This window comes from Rubripirellula lacrimiformis (assembly GCF_007741535.1).
Taxonomy (GTDB): Bacteria; Planctomycetota; Planctomycetia; order Pirellulales; family Pirellulaceae; genus Rubripirellula; species Rubripirellula lacrimiformis.
Genome location: NZ_CP036525.1, coordinates 8,273,464 through 8,290,850 on the forward strand (window position 1 = coordinate 8,273,464; position 17,387 = coordinate 8,290,850).

General features: G+C 58.0%; 12 protein-coding genes. 7 read left to right on the plus strand and 5 right to left on the minus strand.

Going from position 1 to position 17,387, the window contains the following annotated elements; genetic code table 11:
- Positions 1-68 precede the first annotated feature (68 nt).
- Positions 69-320: a hypothetical protein gene (locus K227x_RS28980; RefSeq protein WP_145176374.1), complete on the plus strand. Its 252-nt coding sequence runs from the start codon at positions 69-71 to the stop codon at positions 318-320.
- A gap of 93 nt (positions 321-413) precedes the next feature.
- On the plus strand, positions 414-4,340 hold the full coding sequence (locus K227x_RS28985; RefSeq protein WP_145176377.1) for an FtsK/SpoIIIE domain-containing protein: 3,927 nt from the start codon (positions 414-416) through the stop codon (positions 4,338-4,340).
- A 148-nt stretch (positions 4,341-4,488) separates the two neighbouring features.
- Here K227x_RS28985 and K227x_RS28990 read toward each other — a convergent pair whose 3' ends face one another.
- Both K227x_RS28990 and K227x_RS28995 read right to left on the minus strand, forming a co-directional pair.
- Positions 4,489-5,895, minus strand: a complete 1,407-nt coding sequence (locus K227x_RS28990; protein WP_145176380.1) for a sulfatase — start codon at positions 5,893-5,895, stop codon at positions 4,489-4,491.
- A 308-nt stretch (positions 5,896-6,203) separates the two neighbouring features.
- A complete protein-coding gene (locus K227x_RS28995; RefSeq protein WP_145176383.1) occupies positions 6,204-7,436 on the minus strand; it encodes a cell surface protein in 1,233 nt (410 codons plus the stop codon).
- Between the two features lie 221 nt (positions 7,437-7,657).
- Between K227x_RS28995 and K227x_RS29000 the strand changes: the two genes are divergently transcribed.
- Positions 7,658-8,059, plus strand: coding sequence for a DUF6384 family protein (locus K227x_RS29000; RefSeq protein WP_145176386.1), 402 nt, complete (start codon positions 7,658-7,660; stop codon positions 8,057-8,059).
- Between the two features lie 118 nt (positions 8,060-8,177).
- On the plus strand, positions 8,178-9,656 hold the full coding sequence (locus K227x_RS29005; protein WP_218933628.1) for a hypothetical protein: 1,479 nt from the start codon (positions 8,178-8,180) through the stop codon (positions 9,654-9,656).
- Between the two features lie 2,006 nt (positions 9,657-11,662).
- Here K227x_RS29005 and K227x_RS29010 read toward each other — a convergent pair.
- From K227x_RS29010 to K227x_RS29025, 3 genes are all read right to left on the minus strand, one after another.
- Positions 11,663-13,081: an MFS transporter gene (locus K227x_RS29010; protein ID WP_145176389.1), complete on the minus strand. Its 1,419-nt coding sequence runs from the start codon at positions 13,079-13,081 to the stop codon at positions 11,663-11,665.
- Complete coding sequence (locus K227x_RS29015) at positions 13,066-13,338, minus strand: hypothetical protein (RefSeq protein WP_145176392.1); 273 nt, start codon at positions 13,336-13,338, stop codon at positions 13,066-13,068. Before K227x_RS29015 ends, K227x_RS29010 begins: the two co-directional genes overlap by 16 nt.
- Positions 13,339-13,686: 348 nt before the next feature.
- The gene (locus tag K227x_RS29025; protein ID WP_246146368.1) at positions 13,687-14,154 is read right to left on the minus strand and encodes a tRNA (cytidine(34)-2'-O)-methyltransferase; all 468 of its coding nucleotides are present in this window, start codon (positions 14,152-14,154) and stop codon (positions 13,687-13,689) included.
- A 130-nt stretch (positions 14,155-14,284) separates the two neighbouring features.
- Here K227x_RS29025 and K227x_RS29030 point away from each other — a divergent pair, with 130 nt between their 5' ends.
- The 3 genes from K227x_RS29030 to nagB are packed head-to-tail and all read left to right on the plus strand — an operon-like array spanning position 14,285 to position 17,194.
- The gene (locus tag K227x_RS29030) at positions 14,285-15,061 is read left to right on the plus strand and encodes a hypothetical protein (RefSeq protein WP_246146369.1); all 777 of its coding nucleotides are present in this window, start codon (positions 14,285-14,287) and stop codon (positions 15,059-15,061) included.
- A gap of 46 nt (positions 15,062-15,107) precedes the next feature.
- Complete coding sequence (locus K227x_RS29035; protein ID WP_145176398.1) at positions 15,108-16,460, plus strand: HD domain-containing protein; 1,353 nt, start codon at positions 15,108-15,110, stop codon at positions 16,458-16,460.
- Positions 16,457-17,194 carry a glucosamine-6-phosphate deaminase gene (gene nagB / locus K227x_RS29040; RefSeq protein WP_145176401.1) on the plus strand — a complete coding sequence of 246 codons (738 nt, stop codon included), beginning with the start codon at positions 16,457-16,459 and terminating at the stop codon, positions 17,192-17,194. Before K227x_RS29035 ends, nagB begins: the two co-directional genes overlap by 4 nt.
- The last annotated feature ends 193 nt before the right edge of the window (positions 17,195-17,387 follow it).

The following is a 17,387-nucleotide window of genomic DNA, read 5'->3' on the forward strand; positions in this document are numbered from 1 at the left end:
GCTAGACTAGAAAGAATCTGCTGCGTTTCCTTGGCACTTTCGTCCTTTTCCAACCGCGAGCCCGACCGATGGCATTCAATCTTGGCCGCGTCACGGACTGCGAAAGCCGATTGCAACGAGACTTTGTTGAGTTTGCACGGCAATGGGCCGATGTTCGTGAACATTGGCAGGACCAACGACGCGTGCAGTTCGAAAAAGATCACCTGACGACGTTGGGTCCCAGCCTGAACCGATTCGCTGCGGCGCTGCGAGACTTTTCGGACACCGTCCGCAAAGCCGATCGTGCGCTCCAGGAAGATTCACAATCGCTGAACGACTAGAATACAGATACGCCGGCGGGATTCCCCTGTCGTCTCCGCCCGTCGACGACCCACATGCCATCGGTCGTTACACACTCGTCTTGGTGGAAGATCATGAAAGATTCGTCGGTCAGCCCCGCTGGCCTGTTTGACGTTCGCAGGCAGCGCCGACTGCTGGACGGATTGGCTCAGCGCATCTCGACCTCGATCCAGCAACGCGATCGGATGACGGCGTACCATGCCCAGCAGCGTCAACAGGAAGAGAGCGAACTGGAACGGGTCCGATCCGAAGCGCTGGCCCATTGCCGCGAAACGCGACACCAGATGCTATCGCAGTGGGACCAAGCCGAAGAACAGCTGACGTACCAGTACGAATCGAAGGCACTGACCCACCGGATGGAATTGAATCGGTTGGGGGTCATCTTCCGTCGCAAACAGGCTGACGAAACCAAGGTCATCACACGGAAAGTCGATTCGCGGCGACAAGCGGTACTGCAACAGTACGAAAACCGCAAAAACCAACCTGGGCAAATCAAACGCAAAGAAATCAAACACATTGATGATGCGTTGACGACGCTGCAAAGCAATCTGGAATGGGCTCGCGCCCTGACCATCCGCCGCTTGGACCGACTGCCCGACGTGCCACCGGCGACGGATCCGGAAGACGACATGCGAGTCCCGGCGCCCCAATCGGTTGCGGACACGATCGATGCGATCAGCCGGTTGACCCGACGTTCCACCGACGTGATCAGCGAGATGCAAACCGGCGCCGCATCGCAGATCGTGGACCGTTTCTATTTGCCCGCTGGCGTCGCTGCCTTCGTTGTCCTGTGGGCAATCGCGGCCTATTTCATCGCTCCTTCGCCACCCTACCTGTGGATGGCCGCAGGCATCATCCCCGCCGGGTTGTTGGGATTCACGACCTATTTGATCCTGCTGTGGCCGCTGAAACGCATGACGCGGCGTCTTTATCCCGTGGTCGAACGGATCCACCGCGCAGCCGAAGAGTGCGCCACTAGCGGACGAAACATCGCGACCCAAACGGCCAACGAAGCATCCGCCGATTTGATTCGCCGACGGGACGCGCACCTGCAATCAGCAGCCCGTTGGAGCGAAGAACAACTGACTGCACTGGAGACACGATTGGCCAGCGAGCAGGCCGTGCTTCGCCAGCAATTGTCGCAGACGATCGTCGAATCGGACCGCCACTACACTGACGAATTTTCGGCCGTTGGAACGGCGATGCGGTCCAAAGCCGAAGCCGTTGCGAAGAACATCACCGACCACCTGACATCGACCGACCATTCGCTGCAACAGAAACGTGAAACCAATGCCGCCGGGCGGGTAGCCGACATGCAGCGCGTGGCAACTCGACTCAAAGCAGGCGTGGGGCGAGGACTTCAGCGAATGGTTTCCACCGATCACCAAGTCGCCGAAGCCTTTCCCGAATGGCTAAAGGTTGTCCAGGATCCGGCGGCCAATCATGATCCCGTCATCGACTATGTTCCGATCGGTTCCTTGCAAGTCGATACACGCATCCAGCAGTTGCTGGCCCAGAAAGGGTCCAGTGATGCCCCCGTGGCATCCGGCGAATCGACCCCGCAGATGCTGGCCAATGCCGAGATCCCAACGGGTTTGCCCGTTGTGCTGCACCGCCGAATCCAAAGCTGCTTGTTGATTCGATCGGACCCGGCATCGATGGATGCGGCGGTCGCCGTCGCGCATCAATTCCTATGGCGATTGCTCTGCAGCGCCCCACCGTCACGTGCAAAATTGACGTTGATTGACCCGCTGGGGCGAGGCCAACACTTCACCAGTTTCATGGCGTTGGCGGATCACGATCCGGCGATCGTCGGCCACCGCGTTTGGACCACCGACCAAAAGATCGAAGCCAGATTGGCCGAATTGGCTCACCATGTCGAAGACGTATTGCAGTCCAGTCTGCGCGACCGATTCGAACGGATCGAAGACTACAACGAATTGGCCGGGTCCATGGCCGAACCCTATCGCGCAATCGCAGCGGTAGGATTCCCAAACGGATTGTCCAGGGAAGCCCACGGACATCTGCGTGCGTTGATCGAAAGCGGGCTCCGCTGCGGAATCTTTACCGTGCTGGTCTGTGACGAATCCAACCCTTGGCCGTCGGACATCCCGATCCCCAGCGGCGACAAAGTGCTGACATTGCGAGTCGATGGTGCCGGACGCTGGACCATCCCACAAGAAGGATTGGACGACCTGCCTTTCCATCCGTTGCCGACGCCCCCATCATCGCTGCGACCGGCGTTGGTGGAATCGATCGGCACCGCTGCGGTGGCTGCATCGCGAGTCGAAATTCCGCTGGAAAGCGTGTTGGCGGGAATCGTCGAAGGCACCGGTTCGACTGCCGACGAAATTGCCATCGCCGTGGGATCGCAAGGTGCCAATCGATCGCTCAGCGTCGAACTGGGGGAAGGCGTTCGCCAACATGTCCTGATCGCTGGCAAAACCGGATCGGGGAAAAGCACACTGCTGCATTCGATCATCACTTCGGGTGCCTACCGCTATCGCCCCGATCAACTTCAGTATTACCTGCTGGACTTCAAGAAAGGTGTAGAGTTCAAACCCTATGCCGATATCGGGCTGCCACACGCGCGCGTCATCGGGATCGAAAGCGAACGAGAATTTGGGCGCAGCGTGCTGCAGCGTCTGGATGCCGAACTGCAACAACGGGGCGAGAAGTTTCGTGCCGCGGGGGTCCAGGAATTGGCCCACTATCGTGAAGCGTCATCGGAACCGATGCCGCGAATCATGCTGGTCATCGACGAGTTCCAGGAACTGTTTGTTCGTGACGACCGCATCGCAGGCGACTGTGCGATGCTGCTAGACCGATTGGTCCGCCAGGGACGTTCATTCGGGATGCATGTTGTGCTAAGCAGCCAATCGTTGGCCGGCGCCTATTCGCTGCCGCGTGCAACACTAGGACAAATGGCGGTTCGGATCGCCATGCAGTGCAGCGAGTCGGACGCCGCATTGATTTTGTCCGATGACAACACCGCCGCTCGATTGATCAGTCGACCGGGGGAAGCGATCTACAACGATGCGGGCGGTCTGGCCGAAGGCAATCAACCGTTCCAAGTCGCTTGGCTGCCGGCGACACGCCACCGCGAAATGCTATCCGCGATCACCGCACGCGATCAAAGCTATGCGCAAGCCATGTTGCCGCCGGTGATCTTCGAAGGCAATCGCCCCTGTCATTGGAAACCCGCCTTGGCAGACGCAGCCCTGACAAGTCAGCCGGCCACCACCGTGGGCGGACTGCTGGGGGAATCCGTCGAAATCGGGCCACCGGTATCACTAGGACTGACCCGCAACACGGGGCGAAATCTGCTGTTGATCGCGCCGGCCAGTTCGCGGATCGCCGTCTTGGCGTCGTCCCTATCGGGATTCGCCAAGCAACATCCCGACCTGGAACTGGTTTACCTGGACGGAACTCGCGCAGACGAAGGCGAATCGTTGGCACCCTGGCTGGCAGCATCCGGCATCGAAGCCAAACGGGTGCGCCCCCGTGATAGCGACGCTGAAATGGTACGGCTAAGCGAAGAAGTCCAGCAACGCGGCGATGAATCCGATCAACCACCGATCGTGGTCGTGATCGATCCCCTGGAACGGTTCCGCGATCTCCGCCAAGATGAATCGTTCAGCTTCTCGTTAGACGCCGCCCCAGGTGGCGGTGGCGGGCCGGCCGCTTTCCAAAGTCTGCTTCGCGATGGACCACCATCCGGCGTGTTCGTCATGCTGGTTTGCGGGTCCGCAGAAACGCTGTCGCGATGGCTACCACGCGGCAGCCAACACGACCTAGAACTTCGTGTCGTCGGCCAAATGAACCAGTCCGATTCGTCACTGCTGATCGATTCGCCAATCGCGTCCGAACTATCAGCCGCCACCATGCTGATGTACGACGACGCAGACGGACGGATCAGCAAATTCCGACAATGCTCGCTGCCCGACCCCAAGGAAGTGTCCCAGTGGCTGGGCCGCGAAAGCCTTGCCAGCGATGACTAGCGCGACCACGCGGCGTCTGCGTTGATGTTGCGCCACGATTGGCCGAACCGAATCATCGTTGGGATCATGGGAGAAAAAGGAGCCCGCCGAGTCCTTGCGGCAGCCGGGCGGGCCACAGAGACCCGATCGGCGACCTACCGCAGCGTCGTCATTTCTTCTCTCGGCGAACGTTTTCGAATCGAATCTGCTTCAGCCCCTTGGGCGGTGTTTGCGATGACTGCATTCGATCTCGCAGTTGCTTGGACAATCGATTCACGACGTCGGCATGCTGGGCGTCGTTGGCCAAGTTATGCATTTCCGCGGGATCGCTACGAACATCGTACAGCTCGCGTCCACCCTTCGCTTCGTCGCCCCATTCGGTATAGCGATAGTCCGCAACACGCAGCGAAAAACCATCGTTCAATTGCGACAGCGCCGATGTTCGCGTTGCCTTGCTGGGGTCTGCCAAGGTCGCCGCCAAGCTGATTCCCGACACCGACGCAGGCGCCTGCAACGACGTCAGTTCAGCCAACGTGGGATAGAAGTCGACCATCTCGGCCATCGACGCCGACGTTTCGCCTTTCGCGATTCCGGGACCGGCAAAGATCAACGGCACGCGTGTCGCATTTTCGAACAGGGTCAGCTTCTGGTAGTGACCGTGTTCGCCCATGTGATACCCATGGTCCGACGTGAAGACGACGACGGTGTTCTGATCCAATCCGGTTTGTTCTAACGTTTCCAAGACATGCCCCAACTGGGCGTCGGCAAACGTGATCGATGCATAGTAGGCCTGGATCGCCTGCCGAGCCAAGTTTGGATCCAAGTTCCATTGGTTCTTTCGGCCGGCAACGGTCTTACCAGCGGCCGGCGGGATCGTTTCGAGATAATCGTCGGGGACCTTGGGAATCTGGATCTCGTCGATCGGGTACATCTCGAAATACCGTTTAGGCGCCACGTAGGGCGTGTGTGGCCGAAACAAACCCACCGCCAAGAAGAACGGCGTTTGGTCGGCGGCATGCTGTTTCAACACCCGCTGTGCTTCGGCGGCGGCGATGCCATCGGTTTGCTCGCTGTCGTCACCATCGGCGGCCAACCAGCTAAGTGTGCCACCAAAACTGCCCGGGACCAACGATGTGATCTTGTCGTGTTCGTTGCGATCGCGACCGCGCGGGTTGACCGTATAGTCCCACGAATACGGATCATCATGTCCCGAGGTCCCGATATGCAGCGGCACGTTGTAATGAAAGATCTTGCCAACGCGGGTCGCGGTGTAGTTTGCATCCCGAAACATCTGCGCGATCGTTTTCACGTTCGGCACATGTTCGCGAATGTAGATCGCGTTTCGGGTCACCAAGGTTTGATCGGGATACATTCCCGTCATGAAGGATGCCCGACTGGGACCGCACAGCGGATACTGGCAATAGGCGTTTTCAAACCGAACACCGCGCTGGGCCAACCGATCCATGTTGGGCGTTTTGACCTGGGGATGCCCATAGGAACCGATATCACAGTTCAGGTCATCGCAGATCAGGAACAGCACGTTGGTTGGCTGGGCGGCGACCGCCAATTCCGCCATCCCCAGGCCACCAAGAACAAAGCCAATCCACAGCCAAGGGAAACGGAGGATCGTGCGAGAAAAAAATGTCCGCCTCCTTTCGCCGGAAACCGGCCCTACGGGTGCTTTGCACAAAAGGGGTCGGACGCTTGATTTCCGTTTAGACCTTGAACGGGCACTCGGCGAGATCATCACAGGCGACTTTCGAAACATGGAAAGGAGGGGCGGCAGGGCGAGGCGGGAACGCGATGCGGGCATAAAAAAACGGCACTTCCGATCGAAATCGAAAGCACCGTTAATGTATTCCACCTGGATCGGCCGTGCCGAAACTAGCTCAGCTTGTCGCCCCGGGCGTGCTTGGCCAGCGTTTCCTGGTATCGCTTTTTGCCTTCTTCGACCGATTTGCGGATCGCCTTGGTGCTTTCCTCGGACTCTTTGCGAAGTTCGGCGATCATTTCCAGCGATTCGATCTGGAACCCGCTGATCGCTTCCACCAATTTCTGGACCGATTCGGGATTGATCGTGCTGCCGTATCCGGCCCGCAAAGCGGCCCGTTCCAGTTCACGCCCCAGCGTCGCGACATCTTCCAATCCCTTGTTGACGCCTTCCTTCATCGCTTCGGTGGCCTGGGTGACTTCGTGCAGCCCATGCTGGCTGGTGTAGACCGTTCCCAAGATGGTGAAGACGTGTTCGTTGGTCGTGAAGAATGTCACGGCCCGACGATAGACTCGTTCCTTCACATCGTGAGTCTGTTTCAGCTTGGTGATCAACGTTTCGCCGACGTCGTAACCGATTTCAAGGTTTTCGGCGATGTCTTTCAACAACTGATAGGTCTCGTCTTCTTTCTCGTACTTGAATCGCGCTTCGTCGCGTCGCAATTCGGCTTGGCTCTTGCCACCTTGGTCGTCGCCGGCGTATTCGTCCAACGCTTTCTGGCTGTCGGCCAAGCCCGCTTTGGCGGCTTCTAGAATCGGCCCATGGGTGTCCAGAATTTCGCGAGCCAAGACTTCGGCTTCCTTCAATGCGAAGCGGAAGTCAATGTAGCCTTCCATGATCGCTTCTTCGCTCTTGAGCGCCTGCTTGGTGTCCTTAGCCACCTCGCTGTAGGTTTCGACGATCTGTTCGAATCGATCGTTTGGCGTTCCGCGACGCATCTTCATCCACCAATTGGACACCTTTTCGGTGCCGCTGATCTTGCCGTCATCCAACTGCATGATCAATCGTTTGCTATCTTCGCGGACCGAATCGAACATCTGAGTGATGTCCATGTATCGGTTCCCGATTTTGATGCTTTCGACGTTCTCTCGCACCAACTGGTTGAACGAACTCATGTGTTGGATCACTTCCGCGATCGCAAGCACCTTTTGTTCATCCAGGTGTTTGACTTCTTCCAACAACCCGATCAATTCCTGCGGAGCGGTGTTTTTGTTGTCGACACCGAATTTCTTGAGCACGCCGACGGCACGATCGAGGTATTCCTTCATCGATCGCATATCCCGAGACGTCGTCTGGGACTGCGGTGCCGAAGGATTCGGGGCGTTTGCTTGGGCTTGATCTGACATGCCGATGAAGTCTCCGGGGATTGATCGCGCGAAAGGTCACTCGAACACGGCGCCGCGCGGTCACTGATTGCCAACCGTTCACGCTTTAGATTAGCGCTTCGAGAGACGACCTGCAATCATACCCTGCCGAGATCAAGATGATTCAATAGAATTGATACGCTAGACACGTAGCCACCGCCTGCGGTGTGTCCGACCGATTCCTTTTCCAGAGAATCTTATCCATGCCTTCGGCACAAGCATCCGCCCGGCAGACCACCGATTCATCGAATCTGCCCGGTCCGCTAGAGAACTTAACGCTGCAGGAAACCTTGCGCGTGATGGACGTGGCTCGCGAAATGCGTGATCGGCGGGAAACAGCCGAAGAGATGTTTCGACGTGATGACCTGCGTGCCAATTTGCGAGAAAAACTGATCCGCACCGCTCGCCTGTCCGGCGACAGTGTCACCGAAGCCGAAATCGACGCCGCCATCGGTCAGTACATGGATACGCTGCACACCTTCCAGGATCCCGCGCCCGGGATGAGCAAATTCATGGCCCATTGTTGGATATGGCGTCACCGTATCATGGCGGGCGCCGCGGTGGCGGCCGGCGTGGCGGGCACCTTCTGGTTCCTGTGGGGGTAACCGAGCAACATCGCGCCCCGATCCACGCGTCCATGCCCAAGCGTCACGCGTCACACGCTTCGACCTGCTGAACCCGTCACACCGCTTCTCCATCCCCTCGTCCAGGCAAAAACGTCCGATGCCGATCTCCGGTCCCGTCGTCCACCAACAATTGATGGATGCCTACACCCAGACCCAGTCACGTCTGGAATCGATGCGCAACCAAGTCGGGAAGGTTGACCAACATCGTGAACAACTGGACGACCAACGCAGCGACGCCTTGGTGAAGTTGGCGGAATATTACCTGCCGGAACTGACTCCCGATGCGATTCGAGAAACTTGGGCCGAAGTTCGCCCGTCGATCGCGCAGGTGTTTCGCCGTCAGGAAAACAAGTGCCAGCAGCTCAATGACCAGATCACCCGTCTTGCCGGTCAACGACAGTTGGCGGATGCCGAACTGATCAAGATCAATCAAGAACTGGACGCATCGATCGATTCTCACGAACAGCTTTCCAAACAGGTCGAAGAACAACTGCGCCGTGACGAAACCTTTGTCAGACTTTCAGAACGCGCCGGGGCAGCCGAAGCGGCGTTAGAGCGTGCGGAAGCCAACCTGAACGAGATCGAACAGGACGCCGCCAAGAAACTTCCTGCCTACGAAAACAGTTCGCTATTCACCTATCTGCGTGATCGCCAATTCGGCACACCCCAGTATGCCTCGCGCGGGTTCACCCGGCGAATGGATCGCTGGGTCGCCAAGATGATCGACTTCCAAACCGCAAAACAGGGATACGATTTCCTGCGGAAGACGCCCGAACAGATGCGTCGGATCATCGCCGATGACCGAAATGCGCTGGATACCGTGATGGGCGAACTGGAACGACATCGCGACCAAGTTGCCACCAATCTTGGGCTGCCGGCTAGCATCGAACGTTCCCAATCGATCGCGCTGACCCGTGACCAGCATCTGAACCGATTCAACGAATTGATGGCCGACACGAATCAGGCCGAACGCGAATTGACCACCGCCGCGGACAGCCAGGGCCCGTTTTACCACGAAGCCATCGGGTTGTTCCGCGACATGCTGAAACACATCGATTCGGGCGACCTGCGACGCCGCGCCCAAGACACGATCGATCTTAGCGACGATCAAATTGTTGCCCAACTGATGGACGTCGAAGCCAAAATTGGTTCACTGTCCGAAGCGACTCAGCGGCATCATACGCAGACCAACCAAATGCAATCGTTCCTGGAAGACATGGGTCGGCTGATCCAACAGTTCCGATCGGCGGGCTTCGATTCGTCACGTTCCCAGTTCGTCGGCACACTGGACATTTCATCCGAACTGAACCGGGCGATCGATGCGGGGGACGCTGAAATGTTATGGAACGCCATCCGTTCGGCTCAACGATGGGGACCGACCGTCATGGAACAGGTCACTGCCGTCGCGGCGCACCCGATGACACAAGTCCTGATCAACGCGATGGCTCACGCGGCCGGCGGTGCACTGCAAGAACACGCCCGGCGGGCAGGCCAACGACGTGGCCGAAAAAATCGCCAATGGAGCAGTTCGTGGGACAGTTCATGGGGCAGCAGCAACCGGCGATCGCCCTGGTAAAGCACGCGGCAAGCACTCAGCCGCTTCGTTCGCAGCACCGCCGGTTAGCGAAAGCCAGCCTCGCGGACCCAACGATCAAACCAAAGTCACGCACCAAGCCACTAGACAGGATCGATTGGAAAGAAACGCGTCGAAGCATTGCGTAGCGGAAGTCGTCAAGACTTTCGGTGGCCCCACGTCCTAAGCCGAAACTCTTGGCGAGTTGCGCTACGAAAAACGGTAAAGCACGCGGCAAGCACTCAGCCGCTTCGTTCGCAGCACCGCCGGTTAGCGAAAGCCAGCCTCGCGGACCCAACGATCAAACCAAAGTCACGCACCAAGCCACTAGACAGGATCGATTGGAAAGAAACGCGTCGAAGCATTCCGTAGCGGAAGTCGTCAAGACTTTCGGTGGCCCCACGTCCTAAGCCGAAACTCTTGGCGAGTTCCGCTACGAAAAACGGTAAAACACGCGGCAAGCACTCAGCCGCTTCGTTCGCAGCACCGCCGGTTAGCGAAAGCCAGCCTCGCGGACCCAACGATCAAACCAAAGTCACGCACCAAGCAACTAGACAGGATCGATTGGAAAGAAACGCGTCGAAGCATTGCGTAGCGGAAGTCGTCAAGACTTTCGGTGGCCCCACGTCCTAAGCCGAAACTCTTGGCGAGTTCCGCTACGAAAAACGGTAAAACACGTGGCAAGCACTCAGTCGCTTCGTTCGCAGTACCGCCTGTTGGCGGATGCCAGCCTCGCGGACCCAACGATCAAACCAAAGTCTCGCACCAAACAGGTAGACAGGATTGATTGGGAAGAAACGCGTCGAAGCATTCCGTAGCGGAAGTCGTCAAGACTTTCGGTGGCCCCACGTCCTAAGCCGAAACTCTTGGCGAGTTGCGCTACGAAGAACGGTAAAACACGCGGCAAGCACTCAGTCGCTTCGTTCGCAGCACCGCCGGTTAGCGAAAGCCAGCCTCGCGGACCCAACGATCAAACCAAAGTCACGCACCAAGCCACTAGACAGGATCGATTGGAAAGAAACGCGTCGAAGCATTGCGTAGCGGAAGTCGTCAAGACTTTCGGTAATCCCACGTCCTAGGCCGAAACTCTTGACGAGTTCCGCTACGAAAAATGGTAAAACACGTGGCAAGCACTCAGCCGCTTCGTTCGCAGTACCGCCTGTTGGCGGATGCCAGCCTCGCGGACCCAACGATCAAACCAAAGTCACGCACCAAGCAACTAGACAGGATTGATTGGGAAGAAAAGCGTCGAAGCATTCCGTAGCGGAAGTCGTCAAGACTTTCGGTGGCCCCACGTCCTAAGCCGAAACTCTTGGCGAGTTGCGCTACGAAAAACGGTAAAACACGCGGCAAGCACTCAGTCGCTTCGTTCGCAGCACCGCCTGTTAGTGAAAGCCAGCCTCGCGGAGCCAACGATCAAACCAAAGTCACGCACCAAGCCACTAGACAGGATCGATTGGAAAGAAACGCGTCGAAGCATTTCGTAGCGGAAGTCGTCAAGACTTTCGGTGATCCGACGTCCTAAGCCGAAACTCTTGGCGAGTTCCGCTACGAAAAACGGTAAAACACGTGGCAAGCACTCAGTCGCTTCGTTCGCAGTACCGCCTGTTGGCGGATGCCAGCCTCGCGGACCCAACGATCAAACCAAAGTCACGCACCAAGCCACTAGACAGGATCGATTGGAAAGAAACGCGTCGAAGCATTCCGTAGCGGAAGTCGTCAAGACTTTCGGTGGCCCCACGTCCTAAGCCGAAACTCTTGGCGAGTTCCGCTACGAAAAACGGTAAAACACGTGGCAAGCACTCAGTCGCTTCGTTCGCAGTACTGCCTGTTAGTGAAAGCCAGCCTCGCGGACCCAACGATCAAACCAAAGTCACGCACCAAACAGGTAGACAGGATTGATTGGGAAGAAAAGCGTCGAAGCATTGCGTTGCGGAAGTCGTCAAGACTTTCGGTAACCCCACGTCCTAAGCCGAAACTCTTGGCGAGTTCCGCTACGAAAAACGGCCCTAAACGGCTGATCCACCTGCTTTGACATGCTGTTTTCGTTCCGGTGGGGTCGCGAACCATGCACACGCGGATGCCACGAAAAGGGTCCCGCCAAAGGCCAACAGCGCGGGCTGAAAGCTGCCCAAGCGGTCATGCGACAGCCCCATCAGCAGCGGGCCGCATCCGCTGCCGGCCACGGTCATGCACCAAACCGAGCCCCGGATCGTGCCCAGGTGTTCGCGGCCAAAGTAACGCACCCAAACCGCGGAACCGACCGCCAACAGCATCCCCTGGCCACCACCAAACAGAAATGCAAACCCATGGGACAGCCATTCGGTTTCTCCACCGACCAACATCACGATCCCCGCCAGCAATAGCGTCACACCGATCCCCAGCAAGCGGTTCAGCGCCACAAAATCCGCCAACACCCCGCCGACCAATTGCCCCACCAACATCGCTAGTCCCAGCGTCTTGAACATGTCGCTGGCAACATTGCTGCCCAGTCCGCGCTGCTGACAAATCGTGTACAGGTAGAACACCACCCCGGTACCGATCATCGCCCAGGAAACATTCGTCACCGCCAAGATGAAATACGATCGCGTCCGCAGCGCCTCGGCCATCGTCCACGACGGTTCATCGACGGTCGTGGTTGCCACCACCGAATGATTGCCCGTCTTGGCAATATCTTTCGCTACCACGTCCGAATCAGGCGAAGCCCCATCGACGCGTTGACCAAGATCTTCCGGCCGCTCGCGGAACAGCAACACCACCATCGGCACGATGACGACAGTCACTGCGATCGCAATCCATCGATAAGTCGCCTGCCAACCGATCTCTGCGATCGAATCGTTGACCATCTCTGGCACCCACGCGAAGGCGACCGAAGTGCCAATGCTGATCACCGCTGAAACTCGCCCGATGCGGCTTCGAAACCACATCGCGGTCGTGTTGTTCCCCAACAGCGACAGCGTTCCTTGGCCCAGAAACCGCAACAGAAAAAACGCAGCCAACAGACCATACCAACCGCTAATCGTCGATGCGAACCAACAGGTGCACCCGAGAGCTAATGCGGCAACGAACGAGGTCGAACGCAACCCAAATCGATCCGCCAGTGGTCCTACCAACAACAGCGGGATGGCTGCTAAAAGAGTTCCCAACATGTACGCAAACGACAACTCGCTTTCAGACAACACAAGCGATTGGCGGATTGCGGGCAAAAACGCACTGAACGCAAACGTCTGGCCAGGGCTGGTTGCGATCAACAACAGCATGGCGACGGGGATCATCACGTACCCATAGAAGAAGGGCAGCCGCAAAGCCAGTCCATCCGAAAGCCAGTTTGCCGGTCGCCGCCGATTCCACAGCACACCCGTGACGGTGGTCGGGTTCCGACCATCATCCGAATCTGCGGCCGCCTGATCGATCACCGATTCGTCCACCAACGCTTGACCGCCATGCAGGTGGACAACGTGCCGGCTAGCAGCAGTGGTGACGTGAACGTAAACATGACGAAGATGATGTGGGGCAATCGCCCCACGTCACCGCCTGAACGACGAGTAAATTCGTTCTGGATCGCTGGCACGCGGGCAGCGTACAGCAACCCTGCCGCCATCACGGCGAATACGATCGTCATCAACAGCATGAATCCGATGCTGATCTGTGGCGGCCGGCGTTTCGGGGGTGCAGCGTTGTTCATTCACCAAAGGGATGGTTGATCAGCGTTCGGGGTTCATCAGGGTGATTCGTATGACACGATTGTAGTGTCCGGGCGGCCCAAGTCGATCCATCGGGATCCGAGGCCCCCCCAAGGCGTCGGCCCAGGCAATCAGGTCCCGCAGCGGATCCCGACGACGGTTTGCCGATTGAGTGAGCCGCGACGCGTGAGCGGCCGGGAATTCCCCCCAAAGCCCGTGGTCTCACGGCCCGTAGTCTCACGGCCCGTAGTCTCACGGCCAGCGGTCTCACGGCCCGTGGTCTCACGGCCAGCGGCTTACCATTCCCGTTGCCAGTTCGACGAAATCAACAGACCGACGACGGGGCGCGATCACTGGTCTAGCGATCGAACTTGTCGCTGGTGTTCGTACATCACGACCCCCACGGTCGTGGCCAGGTTCAGACTGCGGACGTGACCGGACGTTGGCAGCCGCAGCGATCGCGGATCGGCGGGATCCAAAATCGATTCGGGCAGCCCCGAGGTTTCTCGGCCGAAAACGAACACGTCATCAGGCCGCAGTTCGACGTCCCAGACGTTGCGAGTGGCGAAACGCGACAGAAAAAAGAACCGCCGTGGTTCCAACTGTCGCACCAGATCGTCCCAGTTGTCCGCGTCGCCCAGTTCCAGATGCTGCCAATAGTCTAGCCCGGCTCGTTTCAGCCGTTTGTCATCGATTTGGAACCCGGCTGGACGAACTATCCACAATTTGGCCCCCACGGCGACGCAGGTCCGTCCAATGTTTCCAGTGTTCTGTGGAATTTCGGGCTGATACAGAACGACGTGCGCGGTGGGCGACATTGCAGTGGGGGTATCCGTTGGATTCATAGAAACCGGGTTGGGCGTAGGCCACGGTGCGAAGGGATGGTGGCGGCCGAAAAGCTTGGGTTAACCCAGCGGTCGCCGCACCGCACCTACAATAGCAAATCCGATGTCTGTTATTATCACCTTCGGCCCGCTTTCGCATGTCGCCGAAAGCCTGTTTCCCAACAATCTGCTTTTCTCGTCTTCCATGCCGATCCAAGTCACCTGCCCGAAGTGTTTGAAGCGGTTTCAAGTCAGTGAGAAATTCGCTGGCAAAACCGGCCCCTGCCCGAGCTGCAAGAACCAGATTCGCGTTCCGGACGAATCCGAGGAAGTCGTCATTCACGCCCCCGACGACGGGGCACCGAAAGATCGCACCGGGCAAAGCGTTCTGAAGCCGCTGAAACGGACCGAGACGGACGTGACGCGAAAGGGATTGCTGATCACCGGCGGCGCTGTGCTGGCCGCGATCGGTGTGGCGATCGGGCTGCGTTTCACCGGCGGCGTCCCCATGGTGATGAACATCATTGGCGCGTTGGCGATCGCCCCACCGTTGGTGTGGGCCGGATACACCTTTGTGCGTGATTCGGAACTGGCTCCCTACGTCGCATCCGAACTGCGGAATCGTGTTTTGATTTGTTCGGTGTTGTTGGCGGCCATGTGGCTGCTGTATGCGTTCTTGCCGTCCTACATGCTGGACTTGGAATCGCCATCCGAAATGTCGTTCATGTGGTTCGGGATTATCTTTTCAGTGATGTTGGTTGTCGGCGCGTTCGTGTCGGTCGGCACGTTCGAGCTGGAATTCACCAGCGGGCTGGCGCATGCCGGGCTGTATCTGATCGCCACCCTCTTGTTAGCTCTGCTAAGCGGTACAACGCTAGCCACCGGAACTCCGGTTCCCTAACCGACGTAACGTTCTCGTACCGTCCGTTTCAGGGTGAACGCAAAGCATGCTGCCAGAATTAAATTCGTTGTACCAAACCGGATCGTTGATCCGAATTCCTCCCGCCCAAGATGTGCCGATATCGCCCCGCATCCGCCGGCTGATTGACACCGCACCGATGCGGCGGTTGGCGTCGATCAGCCAGCTGGGGATGGTATCGCTGGTGTACCCCGGCGCTACCCATTCGCGCTTGGAACATTCCTTAGGCGTGTACGACAACGCGATCCGAGTCCTGGGACGATTCGCCCACGACGATGCGTTCACGTCGATCGTCGATCCGAAGATGGCCGAGGCGTTTGTGCTGTCGGCACTGCTGCACGATGTCGGCCACTGGCCCTTTTGCCACCCCATCGAAGACATGCGGATCCAAGGCCTAGCTGAACACGAACAGCGGATTGGCGACTGGATTCGTCAATCCGAATTGGCAGAATGCATCGACCAGGATTGGTCCTGTGATACCGATGATCTAATCGGCCTGCTATGCCCACCGAAGCCATCAAGCGACCAAGCGACATCCGCCGGACAACACTTTCTAGCCACTTGTTTAAGCGGACCGATCGATGTCGACAAATTGGATTATCTGCAGCGGGATAGTCTGCATGCGGGTGTCCCCTACGGCCGCAATTTTGACGCTGGACGATTGATTTCGTCGCTTTGCGTCCATCCCGAAACCGGTTCGCTGGCGATCGGCGATAAGGGACGCACGGCAGCCGAAATGATGGTCTTTTCGCGGTACATCATGTTCAGCGAAGTGTATTGGCATCACAGTGTCCGGGCCGCCACGGCGATGCTGCAGCGATGCGTGTTCCTGCTGCAACACCGACTGGATTTGGAATCTACTTTGCGGATGACCGACGATGACTGGATCGCCAACCTACGCCGAGCAGCCGAAGGAAGCGTCGCGGAACCCTTGGCCCAAGGGTTGTTCGGACCGCGCCGACTGCTTTACAAACGGGCCGCCGAATTCAACGCCATCGATGGCGATCAAGTGCACGATCGGCTGGCCCGAAAACCTTACTGGTGGTTGGTCGCGTTGGCCGAACGACTAGCCGAACAGCTATCGCGACGCACCGGTCTGGTCATTCACCCGGTCGATGTATTGATCGACGCACCGCCCGCCAAGCTAGAAGTCGACATCAACATCGACGTCGTCGGACGGGACGCGGTGGTACGTACCCTGGGCGACGTGTCCCCCGTTACATCGGCGCTTGCCCAGCGACAGTTCGACAACCACGTCAAACGCGTTCGTGTCTTCCTTAGGAACGACCTACGCGATCGCACCTGCGAAAAACTAAGCGTTGGCGATCTGACCTACGTGATGATGGAAACGATCCAGAACCTTGAATCGGAATTGATATGACCTCGGATCCGAAACTGACCATATTGGACGGGCCTGACGAAGTCGCGGACCATGTCGCCGGCATTTTCGCTGACGCGGTCGTCGCGAACCCGAGCGTGGTCTTAGGCTTGGCAACCGGCGGCAGCCCAGTTGCCACGTATGGTCGATTGATCGACCGACACCGAACGGCGGGACTGGATTTCAGTCGCGTGACGACCTTCAACTTGGATGAATACATCGGCTTGGGTCCGGACCACCCTCAAAGCTTTCGTCACTTCATGCAGCAACAACTCTTTGACCACGTCAATGTGAACCTGGCCAAAACCCATGTCCCCGACGGTTGCTGCCGCGATCTGGATGCCCATGTCGCAGCGTACGAAGCCGCGATCACCGGTGCCGGCGGCATTGAATTGCAACTTCTAGGAATCGGTTCCAACGGACACATCGCATTCAACGAACCTGGATCACCAGCCGATAGCCGGACTCGCAAGGTTGCATTGACGCAGGAAACAATCGACGCCAATTCACGCTTCTTTGATTCAATCGACGACGTGCCACGAACCGCCATCACCATGGGCATCGGTACGATCTTGGAATCCCGCCGGATCGTGTTGATTGCAACTGGAACATCCAAGGCCGAAGCCGTTGCGGCAGCGATCCGTGGCCCACGCACGATCGACTGCCCCGCATCGCTGTTGCAATCGCACGACGACGTCACGCTTGTCATCGACCAAGCGGCCGCTGCCCAACTTTAAACGCAGCTTGCCGTTCACTTCGAAAGCGAGCGTCAGAAGATCACGGTCGCCGGCAAGCCAAGCAGTCGATACACGTTGGCGATGACGACGGTCCAAGCCCGCCCATCGATGATGGGGTGTGCAACCGTGCGATTTGAACGCGCGTTCCCGCCGGTCCAGTCGGGTTCATGAAGCCGGTGTGAACGGTGGATGA

Bases quoted from the DNA above. Each gene is read 5' to 3' on its own strand.
- K227x_RS28980 (WP_145176374.1), top strand. From the start codon at position 69: ATGGCATTCAATCTTGGCCGCGTCACGGACTGCGAAAGCCGATTGCAA.
- K227x_RS28985 (WP_145176377.1), top strand. From the start codon at position 414: ATGAAAGATTCGTCGGTCAGCCCCGCTGGCCTGTTTGACGTTCGCAGG.
- K227x_RS28990 (WP_145176380.1), bottom strand. From the start codon at position 5,895: ATGGCGGAATTGGCGGTCGCCGCCCAGCCAACCAACGTGCTGTTCCTG.
- K227x_RS28995 (WP_145176383.1), bottom strand. From the start codon at position 7,436: ATGTCAGATCAAGCCCAAGCAAACGCCCCGAATCCTTCGGCACCGCAG.
- K227x_RS29000 (WP_145176386.1), top strand. From the start codon at position 7,658: ATGCCTTCGGCACAAGCATCCGCCCGGCAGACCACCGATTCATCGAAT.
- K227x_RS29005 (WP_218933628.1), top strand. From the start codon at position 8,178: ATGCCGATCTCCGGTCCCGTCGTCCACCAACAATTGATGGATGCCTAC.
- K227x_RS29015 (WP_145176392.1), bottom strand. From the start codon at position 13,338: ATGAACAACGCTGCACCCCCGAAACGCCGGCCGCCACAGATCAGCATC.
- K227x_RS29025 (WP_246146368.1), bottom strand. From the start codon at position 14,154: ATGTCGCCCACCGCGCACGTCGTTCTGTATCAGCCCGAAATTCCACAG.
- K227x_RS29030 (WP_246146369.1), top strand. From the start codon at position 14,285: ATGTCTGTTATTATCACCTTCGGCCCGCTTTCGCATGTCGCCGAAAGC.
- K227x_RS29035 (WP_145176398.1), top strand. From the start codon at position 15,108: ATGCTGCCAGAATTAAATTCGTTGTACCAAACCGGATCGTTGATCCGA.
- nagB (WP_145176401.1), top strand. From the start codon at position 16,457: ATGACCTCGGATCCGAAACTGACCATATTGGACGGGCCTGACGAAGTC.